Origin of the sequence: Haloplanus sp. GCM10025708 (assembly GCF_042663985.1) — an archaeon.
Classification (GTDB): domain Archaea; phylum Halobacteriota; class Halobacteria; order Halobacteriales; family Haloferacaceae; genus Salinirarus; species Salinirarus marinus.
In genome coordinates this window covers 424,055-440,445 of the sequence record NZ_JBHSZA010000011.1, presented here as the reverse complement: position 1 = coordinate 440,445, position 16,391 = coordinate 424,055, and the positions used below count along the sequence as shown (strand labels likewise).

At 70.2% G+C, this 16,391-nt stretch carries 10 protein-coding genes and 8 pseudogenes; 4 read left to right on the top strand and 14 right to left on the bottom strand.

Annotated elements, in window-relative coordinates:
• Nucleotides 1-27 precede the first annotated feature (27 nt).
• A complete protein-coding gene (locus tag ACFQJD_RS05440) occupies nucleotides 28-879 on the bottom strand; it encodes a hypothetical protein (RefSeq protein WP_379796707.1) in 852 nt (283 codons plus the stop codon).
• A gap of 115 nt (nucleotides 880-994) precedes the next feature.
• Here ACFQJD_RS05440 and folP point away from each other — a divergent pair.
• The 3 genes and pseudogenes from folP to ACFQJD_RS05425 all read left to right on the top strand — a co-directional run bounded on the left by folP (nucleotide 995) and on the right by ACFQJD_RS05425 (nucleotide 4,633).
• Nucleotides 995-3,442, top strand: a pseudogene (folP, locus tag ACFQJD_RS05435) (dihydropteroate synthase).
• A gap of 30 nt (nucleotides 3,443-3,472) precedes the next feature.
• Nucleotides 3,473-4,233 (top strand): annotated as a pseudogene (locus ACFQJD_RS05430) (NRDE family protein).
• 55 nt (nucleotides 4,234-4,288) lie between these two features.
• Nucleotides 4,289-4,633 carry a helix-turn-helix transcriptional regulator gene (locus tag ACFQJD_RS05425; RefSeq protein ID WP_379796705.1) on the top strand — a complete coding sequence of 115 codons (345 nt, stop codon included), beginning with the start codon at nucleotides 4,289-4,291 and terminating at the stop codon, nucleotides 4,631-4,633.
• Between the two features lie 97 nt (nucleotides 4,634-4,730).
• On the opposite strand, the gene psmA is transcribed toward ACFQJD_RS05425, so the two are convergent.
• From psmA to ACFQJD_RS05400, 5 genes and pseudogenes are all read right to left on the bottom strand, one after another.
• Entirely contained in the window at nucleotides 4,731-5,489 is a 759-nt protein-coding gene (gene psmA, locus ACFQJD_RS05420; protein WP_379796703.1) for an archaeal proteasome endopeptidase complex subunit alpha, read from the bottom strand.
• 4 nt (nucleotides 5,490-5,493) lie between these two features.
• Nucleotides 5,494-5,973: an Rpp14/Pop5 family protein gene (locus ACFQJD_RS05415; protein WP_379796701.1), complete on the bottom strand. Its 480-nt coding sequence runs from the start codon at nucleotides 5,971-5,973 to the stop codon at nucleotides 5,494-5,496.
• Nucleotides 5,970-6,580 (bottom strand): annotated as a pseudogene (locus ACFQJD_RS05410) (class I SAM-dependent methyltransferase). The gene ACFQJD_RS05415 and the pseudogene ACFQJD_RS05410 overlap by 4 nt, the downstream one beginning before the upstream one ends.
• Nucleotides 6,564-7,277: pseudogene (locus ACFQJD_RS05405) on the bottom strand (RNase P subunit p30 family protein). The pseudogenes ACFQJD_RS05410 and ACFQJD_RS05405 overlap by 17 nt, the downstream one beginning before the upstream one ends.
• A gap of 76 nt (nucleotides 7,278-7,353) precedes the next feature.
• Nucleotides 7,354-8,454 (bottom strand): LLM class flavin-dependent oxidoreductase, encoded by a 1,101-nt coding sequence (locus tag ACFQJD_RS05400; RefSeq protein WP_379796699.1) that lies wholly within the window; start codon nucleotides 8,452-8,454, stop codon nucleotides 7,354-7,356.
• Nucleotides 8,455-8,484: 30 nt separating this feature from the next.
• On the opposite strand from ACFQJD_RS05400, the gene ACFQJD_RS05395 reads away from it, so the two are divergent.
• Entirely contained in the window at nucleotides 8,485-8,973 is a 489-nt protein-coding gene (locus ACFQJD_RS05395) for a redoxin domain-containing protein (RefSeq protein WP_379796697.1), read from the top strand.
• Here ACFQJD_RS05395 and ACFQJD_RS05390 read toward each other — a convergent pair.
• The 8 genes and pseudogenes from ACFQJD_RS05390 to ACFQJD_RS05355 form a co-directional block, all read right to left on the bottom strand.
• Nucleotides 8,970-10,045, bottom strand: a pseudogene (locus ACFQJD_RS05390) (M20 family metallopeptidase). The gene ACFQJD_RS05395 and the pseudogene ACFQJD_RS05390 sit on opposite strands and share 4 nt — an antisense overlap.
• On the bottom strand, nucleotides 10,042-10,917 hold the full coding sequence (gene dapF / locus ACFQJD_RS05385; protein ID WP_379796695.1) for a diaminopimelate epimerase: 876 nt from the start codon (nucleotides 10,915-10,917) through the stop codon (nucleotides 10,042-10,044). Before dapF ends, ACFQJD_RS05390 begins: the two are co-directional and overlap by 4 nt.
• Nucleotides 10,835-12,127 (bottom strand): annotated as a pseudogene (lysA, locus tag ACFQJD_RS05380) (diaminopimelate decarboxylase). The gene dapF and the pseudogene lysA overlap by 83 nt, the downstream one beginning before the upstream one ends.
• On the bottom strand, nucleotides 12,124-12,957 hold the full coding sequence (locus tag ACFQJD_RS05375; protein WP_379800412.1) for a 2,3,4,5-tetrahydropyridine-2,6-dicarboxylate N-succinyltransferase: 834 nt from the start codon (nucleotides 12,955-12,957) through the stop codon (nucleotides 12,124-12,126). The pseudogene lysA and the gene ACFQJD_RS05375 overlap by 4 nt, the downstream one beginning before the upstream one ends.
• Before the next feature lie 3 nt (nucleotides 12,958-12,960).
• Nucleotides 12,961-13,676 (bottom strand): annotated as a pseudogene (dapB, locus tag ACFQJD_RS05370) (4-hydroxy-tetrahydrodipicolinate reductase); the annotation flags it as partial.
• A gap of 32 nt (nucleotides 13,677-13,708) precedes the next feature.
• Nucleotides 13,709-14,604: pseudogene (gene dapA / locus ACFQJD_RS05365) on the bottom strand (4-hydroxy-tetrahydrodipicolinate synthase).
• Between the two features lie 260 nt (nucleotides 14,605-14,864).
• Nucleotides 14,865-15,386, bottom strand: coding sequence for a redoxin domain-containing protein (locus ACFQJD_RS05360; RefSeq protein ID WP_379796693.1), 522 nt, complete (start codon nucleotides 15,384-15,386; stop codon nucleotides 14,865-14,867).
• 52 nt (nucleotides 15,387-15,438) lie between these two features.
• A complete protein-coding gene (locus ACFQJD_RS05355) occupies nucleotides 15,439-16,317 on the bottom strand; it encodes a universal stress protein (protein ID WP_379796690.1) in 879 nt (292 codons plus the stop codon).
• Nucleotides 16,318-16,391: the final 74 nt, after the last annotated feature.

The window sequence follows — 16,391 nt, the reverse complement described above, 5'->3', positions numbered from 1 at the left end:
TCGGCGACCGTGACGAACGAGAGCGTCTCACTTCGACCGGCGGACCCGGCGCTCTTTCGTTCCGTTCTCCCACCGGAGAACGACGGTTACCTCGTCGTCGTCGAAATGTGCCGACACGGTCGGACGTCCCGTCGCCGTCTCGCCCGCGGGGACGTCGAGCGCGAACTCCGGTTGGTCGGACATGGCGGCGTCGCCGACTTCGGCGAGAAAGCGGCCGTCGCGTTCGCCCGCGTTTCGGACGGTGAGCGTCGTCTCCAACTCGCTTCCCGTCGCCGTCTCGGGGGCGGTGAACGATTCGACGCTGAACTCGGGCGCGGCCCCGAGAGCGCGGACGGCGGCGGAGTCGAGCGCCCAGCGAACGGTCGGGCCGGCGTTGGGCCGCCAGACGAGGGCCGCCCGTTCGGGGGCGGGATCAGTCGGGACGGCGTAGCCGAATCGCTGGCGCGTCTCGTCCGCGTTTCGCTCGGAGTGGACGTAGATGCGTCCCGACCGGTCGAGCGTATCCACCTCGACGGCCACGTCGAGGTCGGTCACGTCCGGACCGTCCCCGTCGACGACGACGTCGGCGACCACGAACTGCGCGCCGTCCGCCCACACCGGGTCGACGTGGACGGTGCCGAACTTCCTGACGCCGTGGCGGACGGCGACGTTCTCGACGGTCACGGTCCACCCCTCGGCCGTCTCGTACGCGTCGCCGACTGCTCGCGTCCTGTCGTCCGCCGGAGTCTCCGACGGAGTCGGCGGAGTCGGCGACGTAGTCGGTTCACCGGTCGTCTGACTCCCTGTCGGCGTACCGGGGGACTGTCCGGTGAGACATCCCGCACCGGCCGAGACGACGGCGACGACGACGGCGCGGCGGGTCGTGGCCGGAGAGCGCATACACCTGAGATCGACCGCCTACGATAAGTGTGTTCTCCACCGTTTCACGCTGCCGCCGACGCCTCGACCGCGGAAACCCGACGGAGTAAAAAGGCACGCAGTCGTCTCCTGTGGCATGGAGTGTTTCGAAGCGGTGGACTTTCTCTTCGACCTTCGCCGCTTTCGGGTCAGGCCGGGAACCGACGCGCTTCGGGGTTGCTTCGCGAACTCGGCGACCCGCACGAGGACGTTCGGTGCGTCCAGATCGCGGGGTCGAACGGGAAAGGCAGCACTGCTCGGATGGTCGAATCGATCCTCCGCGAGGCCGGCTATCGGGTCGGCCTCTACACCTCGCCGCATTTCGACGACGTGCGCGAGCGAATCCGCGTCGACGGGCGGAAGATCTCCGAGGCCGCCCTCACCGAATTCGTCGAGACGGTTCGCCCGTCCCTCGTCGAGCGGGCGGCCAACGGCACCCCGATCACGTTTTTCGAGGCGGTCACCGCGATGGGTCTCTGGCAGTTCGCCCGCGCCGACGTGGACGTGGCCGTCCTCGAAGTCGGTCTCGGCGGCGAGTTCGACGCGACGAGCGTCGTCTCCCCGAGGCGGCCGCCGTCACCAACGTGACGCTCGAACACACGGACGTCCTCGGCGACACCTTAGACGAGATCGCGGCGACGAAAGCCGCCGTCGCCCCCGCGGGCGCACCGCTGGTCACGGCGGCGACGGGCGAGAGCCTCGACGCCGTCCGGCGCGTCACCGACGACGTCCGGACCGTCGACACCGACGCGGACGCCGACGTCGTCGTCTCCTACGAGGGCCGAACGGCCCACGACGAGGGCGGCGTCACACTCGCCGGTGACGGCTGGCGCGTCGAGACGGCCGTCCCGATGCTCGGCGCGTATCAGGCCCGGAACGCCGGCGTCGCGGCCGCCCTCGCCGGACAGATCGGCGACGTGGCCGACGGCGACGTGGCGCGCGGCCTCCGGAACGCCCACTGGCCCGGCCGGTTCGAGATCGTGGAGCGCGACCCGCTGGTCGTCCTCGACGGCGCGCACAATCCGAGCGCCTGTGAAGCCGTCGCCGAGACGCTCTCGACGTTCGATTACGACGACCTGCATCTGGTCTTCGGCGCGATGCACGACAAGGACCACCGCGGCATGGTCGACGCCCTACCCGAAGCGGCCGCCGTCGTCACCTGCGCGCCCGACCTCGAACGCGCGGAGGACCCCGCCGTCCTGGCGGCGGCGTTCGAGGATGCGGGGGCGTCGACCGTTCGCGTCGGCGACGCCGTCGTGGACGCCCTCGACGCCGCTCGCGAGGGCGCGGGCCCCGACGACTGCGTCCTCGTGGTCGGTTCGCTGTTCGGCGTCGCCGAGGCCCGGACCACGTGGACGCGAGCCGTCGTCCCGAAACGGGTCGAATCGACCGACGCGGCCCGCGACGTGCTGTCGGCCGCTCACGCCACCGGCCGCGACGTGCGCGAGGCCGTCGACGAGAGCGTCCACGGCGTCGTCCGCACCCGCGTCGAGCGCCGCCAGGCACGGGTCCTCGAACGCGCGATGGCGCGCGCCGGCGGCACCTGCGTCGTCTCCGGTCACCGGAGCGACGGCGAACTGCTGAACGTCGTTCTTTCGGGGACGCGCGCGCAGTTCCGGGCCCTCCTCGACGACGTTTCCGACCGGGGGCTCGGCCTCTCGTCCGTCGCCGCTGACGTCCGGTCGCAGGTCGGCCTCGACGCGCCGGCGCGCTCCCGCGGCTACCCGTGGGAGGACCACCCTGCGTCATGGGCATCCTGAACGTCACGCCCGATAGCTTCCACGACGGCGGAGAGTTCTTCGACGCCGCCGCCGCTGTCGAACGCGCGCGTGAGATGGCCGCCGCCGGTGCCGCCATCGTCGACGTCGGCGGCGAGAGCACGCGCCCCGGGGCGACGCCCGTCGACACCGCGACGGAGATCGACCGCGTCGTCCCCGTCGTCGAGGAACTCTCGGACCTCGACGTCACGGTCTCGGTCGACACGCGGAAGGCCGCGGTGGGTCGGGCCGCCCTCGACGCCGGCGCGGACGTCCTCAACGACGTGACCGGTCTCGCGGACCCGGAGATGCGCTACGTCGCCGCCGATCACGACGTCCCCCTCGTCGTGATGCACAGCATCGACGCACCCGTCGTCCCGGACAAGGACGTCGAGTACGACGACGTGGTCGAGGACATCGTCGACGAACTCCGCGAACGAGTGTTCCTGGCCGAGAAAGCCGGACTCTCCCGCGACCAGATACTCGTCGATCCCGGCATCGGGTTCGGCAAGTCGACGCGCGAGAACTTCGAACTACTCGGGCGCGTCTCCGAGTTCGAGGCCCTCGGCTGTCCGCTCTTAGTCGGGCACTCCCACAAATCCATGTTCGAACACGTCGGGCGGGGGTCAGGCGACCGCCGCGCAGCCACCGTGGCCGGAAGCACCGTCGCCGTCGAGCGCGGCGCTGACGTCGTCCGCGTCCACGACGTCCCCGAGAACGTCGCCGCTGTCCGCACCGCCATCGCCGCCGCCGACCCCGACGCCGGCCCCTGGAACGACGAGGCGTGATTTAAGAGCGCCCCGACCGTAGGCGCGTTCGTGTGTACCCTCACGCTCGCGTGGCAGGTGTTCGTCGACGCGCCCTGGTCGTCGCGGCCAACCGCGACGAACTCGCGGACCGACCCTCCGAACCGCCGGCGAGGATCGATTCCGATCCCGCCGTCGTCGCCCCGCGCGACGCGCAGGCGGGCGGGACCTGGATCGGCTACAACGAACACGGCGTCTTCGCCGGCGTCACGAACCGCTGGGTGGTCGGGCTGGCCGCCGAACGGTCGCGCGGCCTCCTCGTCCGTGAGGCCCTGCGTCGCCCCGACGCCGAATCCGCGGTGCGGTACGTCGAACGGGCCGTCGACGACGACGCCTACGACGGCTTCAACCTCGTCGTCGCCGACGAGACGGCCGCCTTCCTGCTGGAGTGGGACGGCCGCCTCTCCGTGACGCCGCTCGACCCCGGCGTCCACGTCGTCGTCAACGTCGGTGCGGCCCTCGGCGGCGGCGGCGCGCTGACGGACTCCTTCTTCACGCCCCAGGAACGGCCCGAACGCGGGCAGGCGCAGGCCGAGAACGCCCGCGCGGTCCGCACGGCACTGACGCCCGAACCCGGCGAGGACGCCGACTCGTGGCTCGACCGGGCGCGGGTCGTCCTCGGTGATCACGACTACGGCGTCTGCGTCCACGAGGACGGCTACGGCACCCGCTCGTCGTCGCTGCTCCGCTTCGGCGCGGACGGCGTCCGCTACTGGTTCGCGTCCGGGCCGCCCTGCGAGACGCCGTTCGAGCCAGTCGAAAGTCAGGTTTAAACGGACTGCGAGTCGTCAGGCACATGAACGCGACTGCCGTGGTCGAGGTGGAACGATGAGCGCCGAGGAGACGCTCTCGGAGGACGAACGGCGGGCGCTCGAACTCGTCCGCGAGACGGGCGGTCTCCACCAGAGCGAGTTGTGGAAGGAACTCGACGTCTCCTCGCGGAAGGGGAGTCGCATCGCCGAGAGCCTCCAAGAGGCGGGACTCGTCCAGCGCGAAGAGGCCGTCTACCAGGGCCACAACACCTACTTTCTGATGCCGAGGGCGCGTGACCTCGAGTTCTCCCTGTTGATGGCGGGCGACATGCTCTCGCCGTTCATCGGCGAGGAGGAGATCGATCCGACTAGCGACGCCTTCTCGCAGTGGCTGATGAATCTCGCGTACGAAGAGTACTGACCGGGACGTCGGTCGCCGTCCGACGCGCCCTCGCTGGCGGCTGGTTCCGGCGGGAGCGTCGCCCGCGTTCGGTCAGGGAACGACCGCAGCGTCGGCGTTACTCCTCGCCGTTCTCGTCGGTCTCGCTTTCGAGCAGGTCGAGCTCGGCCAGCCGACTCTCTATCTCCTCGTTGTCGAGTTCGTCGAAGGTCTCCGTCTCGACGGGGACGGTGGCGACGTCGACGCCCTCGGGTGCCAGCGTGTCCTCGTTGGTCGACGCGATGGCGCGCAGGGCCAGATCGAGGCCCTCCTCAAGCGTCAGGCCCTCCTCGAAGTTCTCCTCGAGGTAGTCCTGGAGGTCCCCGCGGTTCGCGCCGATAGAGACGGCCTTCCACTCGTAGGGCGTGCCCGAGGGGTCCGTCTCGTAGAGGCGCGGTTCGCCGTCCTCGATGCCGCCGATGAGGAGGGCGACGCCGAACGGTCGCGCGCCGCCGACCTGCGTGTACTGCTGGATGTGGTCGGTGACTTCCTTCGTCAGCGTCTCGATGCCGATCGGCTCGTTGTAGCGGAGGCGGTTGACCTGGGCCTGTCGCCGCGCGAAGTCGATGAGCTGCCGGGCGTCGGCAACGTGGCCCGCGCTGGCGATGCCGATGTGGTCGTCGGCCTTGTGGATTTTCTCGACGCTCGTCGGCTCCATCAGCGGCGACCGAGAGCGCTTGTCCGCCGCGAGGACGACGCCGTCCTCGGTCCGGACGCCGATGCTCGCCGTCCCTCGTTTGACGGCCTCCCGTGCGTATTCGACCTGATAGAGGCGGCCATCAGGCGAGAAGATCGTTATCCCGCGGTCGTATGCCTGCTGTTGGGCTTGTCCCTGCATAGTATCACTCGAAATCGAGTTTCGTCGCGCCCGCGAACCCCGCCGGCGTCCGCACGTCGAGGGCGTCGTCCCGGACGAACGCAGTCCGACGGCCGTTCTCGAACACGACGTTGCTCTCGCCGATGATTCCGGCCCGGCGTCCTAAATACCTTTCTTCACAACTTCGTATCGTCCCCGAAACGCCACGGACGCGCACCCACAGGGGATGGCCGTCGACCTCGTCCACGCAGGCGAGGGCCGCCCGCGTCGGTTCGACGTCGCCCACGCGCGTCCGGACGACCGTCTCGCCCGCGCCGTCCTCGAACTCGAACCCGAGGACCGACAGGTCCGCCTCCGCACTCCCCGGGTCGCCGAGCAGGTTCTGGGCCGCGTACCAGAGTTCGCGCTGGAACGCCCCGCGCGAGACGTCGGCGTCGGGCCACGACTCCAGCTCGACCGCGAGATATCGCCGCCGCGGCCGGAGGTGTTTCGGCAGGTGTTTCACGCGCGCTCACCCGGACGTTCGGCCGTCAACACCCCGACAGCCTCGCCGACCCTGTCGACCGCCGTGAGCGAGAACCCCGCGTCCGTGAAGGCGTCGGCGAGGACGCCCACCGTCGCCGGATCGTCCACCTCGGGGTCGTAGACGTCGGCGTCGGCGTCGCCCTCGAAGAACATCACGTCGCCGAGGACGAACCTCCGCGGGCCGAGGGCGGCGACGGTTTCGATGGCCTCGCGTTTCTCCGCGTCGCTGAGGTGGTGCATGGCGAAGTTCGAGACGACGATGTCGACCTCGCCGTCGTAGTTCGGCGCTCTGAACCGCCCCTCGCCGAACTCGACGTTCGTGAGGCCGCGCTCCGCGGCCTTCTCTCGGGCCTGTGCGAGCATTCCTCGCTGATGTCGCGTCCGACGACGCGTTTCGCGTCGTCGGCGAGGGCGAGCGCGATGGCTCCCGTCCCGGTTCCGAGGTCGAGAACGACGTCGTCGGCGTCGGGCGCGGCGCGGGAGACGACGAGGTCGGCGCAGGCGCGGTACTCCGGCGACTGGTCCGCGTCGTAGTCGGGGGCGATTTCGGAGAAGCGTTCGGCGTGTTCCTCAATCGTCTTTTTCATATCTGCCACGTTCGACCCCCGGCTCAATGAACGACTCGGACCGTCGCCGTCGGTTCCGGGCCGCGAGTTCCCCCACGCTTCCAGTCCCTGCTCTATCCAGTCGCCGGTGAAGCCCACCTGCTCCCCGAGCGCCTTCATCTCGCGGGGGCGCGCAGCCGGAGGTGGACGTCCGGAGTGGCGGAGACGACGTAGGGGGTGTCGTACTTCTCGACCAGTTTGCGGAGTTTGCGGAGGCGCTGGAGGACTCGCACCCGGTGGCCCCCTCCGACCGGAGCACCGGCCCGAAGTCGAACTCGACGTGGACGGCGTTTCGCGTCGCCGTCTTCGCGAGGACGTGATTGAAGTCCCCGTCGTCGGCCATCGGCCGCGCGAGGACGTCTACGCGCTCCTGTTCGACGGCGAAGCGGTTCAGGCGGTCGGTGCCGCCGCGGACGAGCAACAGCGTGTGTTTCGGGCGGAGGTTGCCGATAGCGCCGCTCGCGTGTTCGGGGTCCGGCGCGACCACCTCCGCGCCGTCGACGACGTCGACGCCGGCGGCGTCGCGGACGGCGTCGTACGCCGGGCCACCCGCGGAACGCCGGCCCGCGCCGTCGACGGCGCGGACGACGACGCCGTCGTAGCCGGCGGCCCCGGCGGCGTGGGCGAACCGCGCCGTCGTGCTGTCGCCGTCGGGGTAGACGTAGGCCGCCTCGTACATGACCTACCGTGCGACGGCCGCGCGTTTGGGGTTTGCGCTTCGGCCGCGAGTGGACGCTGTGGACGCGAGGCCGGGCTCAGACGTGCGGGATCACGTCGTCGCCGATGCGCTCGATGCACTCGACGGCCCGCTCGTTGTCCATCCCCGGCCAGCAGACGCGCAGGACGACGTCGCTCGCGTTCAACTCCTCCTCGTAGCGCTCGATCTCCGCACACGCCTCCTCGGGCGTGCCGAGGACGAAGCGGTCCTCCGCGAGTTCCTCGAACGACCGGTGGAGGTCCTCCTGGTCCTCCATCGCCTCGTCCTGGCCCCACTCGATGTAGCGCTGGTATTTGGCTTCGAGATGCTCGCGGGCGGCGGAGACGGCCTCGTCTCGCGTGGGCGCGACGAACGCCTCGCGGAAGACGGGCACGTCGGTGTCCTCGCCACGTTCCTCGCGGACGGCGTCGTACTGCCGTTTCTGTTCCCGGATTTCGGCGACGGTCGCGTGTGGATTCACGAACCACGCGTCGCCGATGCGGGCGGCGCGTTCGACGGCCCGGCGGGCGTTGGCGGCCACCCAGACGTCGGGCTTCTCCGCCGGACGGGGCGTGATGGAGACGTCGTCGACGCTGTAGAACTCACCGTCGAAGGTGACGTTCTCCTCCGTCCAGAGGCGGTTCATCAGTTCCACGCCCTCGGCGAGACGGCCGGCGCGCTCCTCCTTGGGAATCCCGAAGCTCTCGAACTCGACGTCGCGGTAGCCGGCACCGACGCCGGCGACGACGCCGTCACAGAGCGCCGAGAGCGTCGTGAGCTGCTCCGCGATCTCGACGGGGTGGTGAAGCGGCAGGAGGACGATGCCCGATCCGACGCGCATCGACCCCGAGACGGCGGTCATGCGGGCGAGCAGCGGCATCAACTGGAGCTGGGCGTAGTCGGCGAGATAATGTTGCCCGGTCGTCACGAGGTCGAACCCGGCGTCGCGTGCGGCCTCCGTCTGCGCGAGGAGGTCGTCGGCGAGCGCCGTCGGCGCGGTGCCGGCCGGTGCCTGCGGATTCACGAACAGTCCGAACTTCATGTCCCGTGAGACAGGAACACGCACGCCCTTGACTGTTCTGAAACCCGAGAGGAACGACGCCAGGGTGAACGGTGAGTAGTCGACCGAGGGGACGGTGCGGTCCCCGGCGTCCCCCACACCTATGTCGCGCGCGACCGATGATTCGGTATGGTCGACGAAGGCGAACTCGCTCCCGAATTCAGTCTGCCGATGGCACAGGGACGGGCGTACAACGACATCGAGGAGTTCTCGCTCTCGGACGCGCTCGCGGAGGGCCCGGTCGTCCTCGCGTTCGTCCCGGCGGCGTTCACGAGCGGTTGTACCGACGAACTCTGTACGTTCACTGACTCCCTCGCCGCGTTCGAGGAGCTCGACGCCGGCGTCTACGGCCTCAGCGCCGACCTCTCGTTCGCCCAGAACGTCTGGATGCAACGCGACGGCATCGACGTTCCGCTGCTGGCCGATCAGGACCGGGAGGTCATCCGGGCCTACGACGTCGTTCTGGAGGACATGTACGGCTACTTCGAGGTGGCCAACCGGAGCGTCTTCGTCGTCAGAGAGGACGGAACGGTCGCCTACAAGTGGGTCAAAGGAGAGGAGAACCCGGACTTCGAGGAACTCGCCGCGGAGATACGGGACGAACTGGCCGCCCTCTAAACGAGGGTTTCGAGCGTCGCGGTGAGGGCGTCCGCGGCGGCCTCGACTTCGCCGAGTCGGACGTACTCCCGGTCGGCGTGAGCCACCGCCCCGTCGTCGTCTGCGAGGACGCCCGGGCCGAAGACGACGGTGGGCGCGGGCGCGAAATACGACGCCTCCGTGGCGGCGGTAAACGGGCGGACGTCGCCGCCCGACCCCTCGCTCGCCCGCCGCGCTTCTCCGGCGAGCGTTCGCACCAGCCGGTGGTCGGCGGGCGTGTCGAACGCCTCCAGAAACGGCGTGGGGCGGTCGGTCAACGCGAAGTCGACGCCCACGTCGCCCGGGACGGCCTCGCGAACGTGCGGCTCGAGCGCTTCGCGGAACCCCTCGGCGGTCTCCGGCGGGACGCTCCGCCGGTCGAGCGTGATCCGACACGCGGCGGGCACCTGATTCGTCGCCTCGCCGCCGTCGACGACGGTGGGCGTGAGCGTCGCCGGGCCGAGTTCCGGGTGTGGGTCGCGTCCCTCGTCGAACGATCGGAGGGAGACGAGCGCCTCCGCGGCGGCGTCGACGGCGTTGGCGCCGGATTCGGGTTCCGCGGCGTGGGCGTTGACGCCCGAGAGCGTCAGCGTTCCTCGAACCGCCCCTTCGCGGCGTTGCAGACGTCGAGGCCGGTGGGTTCGCCGACGACGTACATGTCGCCGTCCAAGTCGAGGGCCGCCGCGCCCGTCGAAAGCGTCTCCTCGTCGGGCGTCACCGCGAGCGTCACCGTCCCGCTCTCGGGGTCGACGGCGAAGAAGGCGGAGAGCAGGGCCGCCAGCGGCCCCTTCGCGTCGCACGCCCCGCGGCCGAAGACGACGTCGCCGTTGCGTTCGTAGGGGACGTGCGGCGAGACGGTGTCGACGTGGGTGTTGCAGACGACGTGTGGCGAACCCTCGCCGCGCGAGGCGACGACGTTGCCCGCGTCGTCGACGTCGGCGTCGACGCCGTGACCTTCGAGCGTCGCCACGAGGTACGAACGCATCTCGCCGACGTCCTCGTGGGAGGCGATGGGGACGGCTTCGGTCAGGAACTCGACGGGATCGAACGTCACCCCGACAGCACCTCGAGTTCGCCCTCGAACTCCCTCGTGACGTCGCCGGTCAGCGTCGCCGGCCCCGAATCGGGGACGACGATGACGAGGTCGCCGCCGGGCGGCGAGACGCGGACGGGTTCCTCGGTGTCGAGGCGCCCCGTGCGCCTGGCCGCGGCGACGACGGCGACGGCCCCCGTTCCGCAGGCGAGCGTCTCCGCCTCGACGCCGCGTTCGTAGGTTCGCTGGTCGAACGCCGCCGCGGCGAAGGGGGCGCTCTCGTGGGCCTCGACGGGGTCGTCCCGCGCCGCGAGCGTCACGTTCGCTCCCTCGGGGAAGACGTCGGCGGAGCGCACCGGCGGCGCGACGGATTCCAGGTCCACGGCGTCGACGTCGTCGACGAACGCGACGGCGTGGGGCACGCCCGTGTTCACCGCGGTGACGGACAGGCCCTCGACGTCCTCCTCGACCAGCGGTCGGTCGCGGGCGAGAGGCACGTCCTCGGGGGCAAAGGAGGGGATGCCCATCTCGACGGTGACGCCCTCGGACCGGACGACTGCCCGCCGTTCGCCCGCCGGCGTGTCGACGACGACCTCCCGCGCGCCCGTCCGACGGGCGGCCCACGCGGCGGCGACGCGCGCGCCGTTGCCGCACATCTCCGCGACGGAGCCGTCCGGTTGGACGAGCGTCATCTCGACGCGGACGGGGTTCTCTCGCGGTTCGAGTCCGAGAAAGAGGACGCCGTCCGCGCCCGTTCGCTCGCCGCCGACGCCGTCTTCCCGGTCGGTGTAGGCCGTCGCGAACGCCTCCCTATCGGGGACGTCGGCGTCGGCCTCGACGACGACGAAGTCGTTTCCGGTGCCGTGGTACTTCTCGATGGGTATCGTGGTCATTTTTCAGCTCCGTCAGTTCCGCGAGCGTCTCGCGCCGGCGGGCGAGGCGCGCCTCGTCGCCGTCGAGGGCGACTTCCGCCGGGCGCGGCCGCGAGTTGTAGGTACTGCCATCTCGTAGCCATAAGCCCCGGCATTGCCGACGGCGAGCAGGTCGCCCCGTTCGGGACGCGGGAGCGGCCGGTCCTCACAGAGGACGTCGCCGCTCTCGCAGACGGGACCGGCGACGGTCACCGGCAGCCGCGGTCGGCTCCCGGCGTCCAGATTCCGGATGGCGTGGTACGAGCCGTACATCGCCGGCCGGACGAGCGTCGTCATACCGGCGTCGACGCCGGCGACGGTCGTCTCGTTCGCTTCCTTGACCGTGTTCACCCGCGTCAGCAGAACGCCCGCGTCGGCGACGACGTAGCGCCCGGGTTCGACGGCGAGACGGGCGTCCACGTCGCCGAGAGCCTCGCGGGTGGCGTCGGCGACGGCGGCGAGGTTTAGGGGTCCTCGTCCTCGCGGTACGGGACGCCGAAGCCGCCACCCACGTCGACGAACTCGAGGGGCCGACCGACCGCGCCAGTTCGCCCATCCGGCGGACGAGTTCGCGGTGGTCTTCGAGCTGGTCGGCCGAGATGCCGCTCCCGGCGTGGGCGTGGATGCCGACCACGTCGAAGTCGTCACGGGCGTCGGCGAGGAGGTCGGCGACTCGACCGTAGGGGACGCCGAACTTGGCGTTCGCGCCGGTCCGGACCTTCTCGTGGTGGCCCGCGCCGACGCCGGGATTGACCCGAATCGCCAGTCGGCCGTCGAAGCCGCGTTCCCGCAGGCGCGTGAGGGTGTCCACCGCGCCGGCGACGACGGTCATCTCGTCCTCGTCCCGCCACCGGGAGACGACGTAATCGAGGTCCTGGGCGGGCGGGTTGACGGCCGTGTAGTGGATCTGTTCGCCGTCGAACCCGGCGTCGAGCGCTCGCTTCACCTCGCCCGCCGAGGCGCATTCGGCGTCCAGGTCCGCCTCGCGGACGGTTTCGAGGACGGCCCGTCCGGTGTGAGCCTTCACGGCGTAACTGACGTGGGCGTCGGGAAACGCCGACAGGAGCCGATCGGCGTTTTCCCGAACTCGGTCGAGGTCCGCGACGTAGAGGGGCGTGTCGTACTCGTCGGCGAGGGCGTGCAGACGGGCGGCGTCCCAGTCGGCGAGTCGCCGCACGTCGCCGCCGCTCATTCCCGCAGCGCCTCCTCGCGGCGGGTCGCGTCGAGGGTCTGCTCCTCGACGTCGAGCGCCACGACGGCGGGCTTGTACGCCCCGCCCGCGAACAGGTCGTGATCGCCGAGCGAGGATTCGACCATCCGGGTGAACGCGCGCCGCTCCGGCGGGAGGCGGCCGTAGATGACCTCCTCCTCGACCAGATCGTACACCGGAATGCGCGGCGTGAGCAGGGTGTTCTCGCCGACGACGCTGTTCTCGCCGACGACGAAGCCGGAAGTGACCCGACAGCCGGCACCGAGGGCGACGCCGTCCTCGACGACGACGGGCGCGTCCTCGACGGGTTCGAGGACGCCGCCGATCAGCGTGTTCGCGCCGAGTTTGACGTTTTCGCCGATCTGTGCACAGGAGCCGACGGTGTCACAGGAGTCGACCAGCGTCCCGTCGCCGACGTACGCGCCGACGTTGACGAACGAGGGGCTCATCATGATGCAGTCGGAACCGAGGTAGGCCCCGCGCCGGATCGTCGTTCCGTCGGGCGTGTTTCGGGTCCCACGGTCGCCGAGGTCGTCGGTCTCGCGGAGCGGTAGGACGTCGTGGTAGGCCACGTCGCCGTAGGTCCGAGCGTGGGTCTCGCGCAGGCCGAAGTTGAGCAGGATGCCCTGTTTGACCCACTCGTTGGCCTGCCACTCGCCGCCGCGCTTCTCGGCGGCTCTCACCTCGCCGGCTTCGAGCGCGTCGAGAAACGCGTCGAGGGTGTCGAGTTCGTCGATCCCCGCGCTCTCGGCGTCGACGTCGCCTTCGTCGTATCGGTACCACAGGTCGAGTATGTCGGTTTCAAGCGTCATCGTCAGCACGTCTCCGAAGTCGTACCAGCCGGCGTCGCGGCCGGCCAGCCATGCTGCCGCATCGAGCGACCCCGCCGCGAAGACGCCGCGGGACTCCGCGCGATGCGTGAGCGACAGTACCTCGTTGTTCCCGGCAAGTAGTAGTTCGTGTTCGCCGGTCACGTCGCCCGCGCGTCTCGCGTGGACGCCGATCTCCCCGTCCTCGCGGGGGTGATCCCCTTCGCGGCCGTGGACGCGGTCCGTCTCCCCGCGCACGTCCTCCACGTCGTCGAGGAGGGTGTTCGCGGTGCCGCTCGGCGCGTCGCGCTTGCGGTTGTGGTGGGTCTCCGTGAGTTCCACGTCGTAGCCCGGGAGGGCGGCGACGGCCTCGCGGACGGCGCGCCGGAGGGCGGCCACGCCGCGGGCGAAGTTGGCCGCCTTCAGCACCGGCACCGACTCGCTCGCGGCACGCAACCGGGCGCGTTCGTCGGCGTCGAAGCCGGTGGTGCCGACGACGGCGGCGACACCCGCCTCCGCGCACGCCTCGGCGTACCGGACGCTCGGTTCGGGGACGGTGAAGTCCACGAGGACGTCCGGGTCGCGGGCGGCCAGCAGATCCGGCAGGTCGGCCTCGTCCTCGACGTCGTAGCCCGCGACCTCCTCGATGGGCGGGCGGTTCACCGCGAGGACGACGTCGACGTCGTCGCGGGGGCCGCGGCTTCGAGGACCTCGCGACCCATATGCCCGCCGGCACCCGTGACCGCGAGGCGCGTCACGGCTGGTCCCCCACGGGGTCGAGGTCGTCGAGAATGCGCCGCAGTTCTTCGCGCCCCCTTCCCGCATCCGCGTCAGCGGGAGGCGGACGTGGCCGGGGGCGTAGCCGCGAATCTCCATCGCCTCGTTGACGGGAACGGGGTTCGTCTCCGCGAACAACTGCCGCGTCAGCGGTCCGAGTTCGTGGTGGACCTCGCGGGCGCGTTCGAAGTCGCCGTCGAGCGCCGAGTGGACCAGGTCGACGGTCCGCCGGGGTTCGACGTTGGCGACGACGCTGATGGTGCCCGTGCCGCCGATAGAGAGGACGGGCAGAGTGAGGCCGTCGTCGCCCGAGAGGACGTAGAACTCCTCGTCGCGCGTTCGCTCGACGACTTCCGAAATCTGATTCAGGTCGCCGCTGGCGGCCTTGTAGCCGAGGATGTTGGGATGCGAGGCGAGTTCAGCCGTCGTCTCCACCTCGATGTTCCGGCCGGTTCGGCTGGGGACGTTGTAGACGATCTGCGGGACGTCCACCTCGTCCGCGATGGTGCGGTAATGTTCGTACATCCCCTCGGGTTCGGGCTTGTTGTAGTACGGCGAGATGAGAAGCAGCGCGTCGGCACCGGCGTCGGCGGAGCGACGCGAGAGCGAGAGCGCCTCGCGGGTGTTGTTCGACCCGGAGCCGGCGATGACCGGCACGTCGGTGGCGTCGATGACCGCCTCGACGACCTCGATGTGTTCGTCGTGCGAGAGGGTGGCGCTTTCGCCGGTCGAGCCGACGGGGACCAGCCCGTCGACCCCCGCGGCCTCGAGTCGCTGGGCGTCGGTCCGGAGCGTTTCGAAATCGATGCTGCCGTCCTCGTGGAACGGGGTCGTCATCGCGGGGTAGACCCCGCGGAGTTCGGTGAGTGTCATGTCTGTCGTGTTCGGTGGGTGTAGTCGTCGGCTACGCGCCCTCGGAGGTCGCCCGAGACGGGGTCGCCACTCCCGCCACGAGCGTCACCGGGCGCGTTTTTTCAGAAGAGCGGACTGTCCACGCGTCGCTCCCGACCGGTGCGTGCCGCAAGCGACGGTGGATGGTGTCACGTCCGAACGGTCGGACGAGAGCCGCTTATATTTTGCGCATCGATCGTCGAGCCACCGGCATCGCGTTCGGCCCGCGTCCCGGCGTCGCCCTAATCGTCGGCCCCGTCTATCGACACCCTCGGCAGCGACTCGATCACCTCGGCCAGTTCGCTCACGTCGGGGTCGTCGTAGGGGTCCTCGGTGTCCCAGGCGTAGCGGATCGTTCTGTCCGCGTCAACGACGTACACGGCGCGCTTCGCGACGCCCCCGTGGCGTTCGAACTCGTCGTATCGGACGTCGTATCGGTCGACCGCTCGGCCCTCGACGTCGCTCAAGAGCGGAAACGAGAGGTCGTACGTCTCGACGAACCGCTGGTGGGCGTATCCGCCGTCGCGCGAGATCGCCCACACGTCGACGTCGGGAGTCATCGTGAGCCACTCGGCGTCGCGGAACCGACAGAGCTCCGTTGTACAGACCGGGCTGAAATCGAACGGGTAGAACACCAGCACCGTCGCGCCCGCGTCGCCGCGGTCCGACAGTCGATACAGCTCGAACTCCCCGTCTCCGTCCGTGCCCGGCAGTTCGAAGTCCGGCGCGGTCTCTCCTCGGTGAGCGTTCGTGCCGAAGGTCACGTACCACGTCCAAAAACCAGCCGCCTACCCCAGGAGTCCGGTCTCGACCGCCTCACGCCGACGAGTCGTCCGTCGAAGCCCGCACCAGCAACACCGGCACCGGCGACGTTCGGACGAGTTTCGACGTGACGCTCCCGAGGAGGTAGCGGTCGAAGCCGGTCCGGCCGTGAGTCCCGACGACGACGAGGTCGATATCGTTCTCCTCGACGTACTCCAGGATCTTTCGGTAGGCTCCCCCGTGTGCGATCTCGGTGACGGCGTCGACCGACGCCGACGCGGCGGCGTCGGCCGCGTCGGCGACGACTTCGTCGGCGCGCTCCGCGAGTCGATCCTCCGCCACGGCCGAGCGAACGTCGATGCCGAGGCCACCCGTCTCGACGACGTGGAGGATGTGCAGCGTCGCGTCCGTCGCGTCGACGACGCCGATGCCCTCGTCGAGCGCCAGGTTCGCGCCGCGACTGCCGTCCGTCGGCACGAGAACGTTCGCGGCGGGGTACGGGGACGCCTCCGCGTCGGGGTTGACCGTGAGGACGGGGACGGGGGCGTCGTTGACGACGCGTTCGGTGACGCTCCCGAGGAGCACGCGTTTGAGGCCCTCCCGCCCGTGGGTCGGCATGACGACGAGGTCGATATCGTAGTTCCGGGCGTAGTCGACGATGCCGTCGGACGGGTGGCCCTGGAGGACTTCGGTGGTGACGGGGAGGCCGCGCTCGGTCGCCCGCTCGGCCGTCTCCGCGACGATGCGTTCGCCTTCCGTCACCAGGACGTCGACGACGTCGCCGCCGACGACCGTCACGCTGTCCTGTGTCGTATCCGCGACGTGGAGGACGTGAATCTCGGCGTCGTGTGCGTCGGCCACGTCGAGCGCGTAGTCGAACACCGGATCCGCGACGTCGCTTCCGTCGGTCGGGAAGAGGATACGGTCGTACATACTCGAACGTCGTCCGCCGGTGCCATATATCCGTGGCCCGCCGACCCTGACTCGCTCGCCGGGCGTAGCGGCGG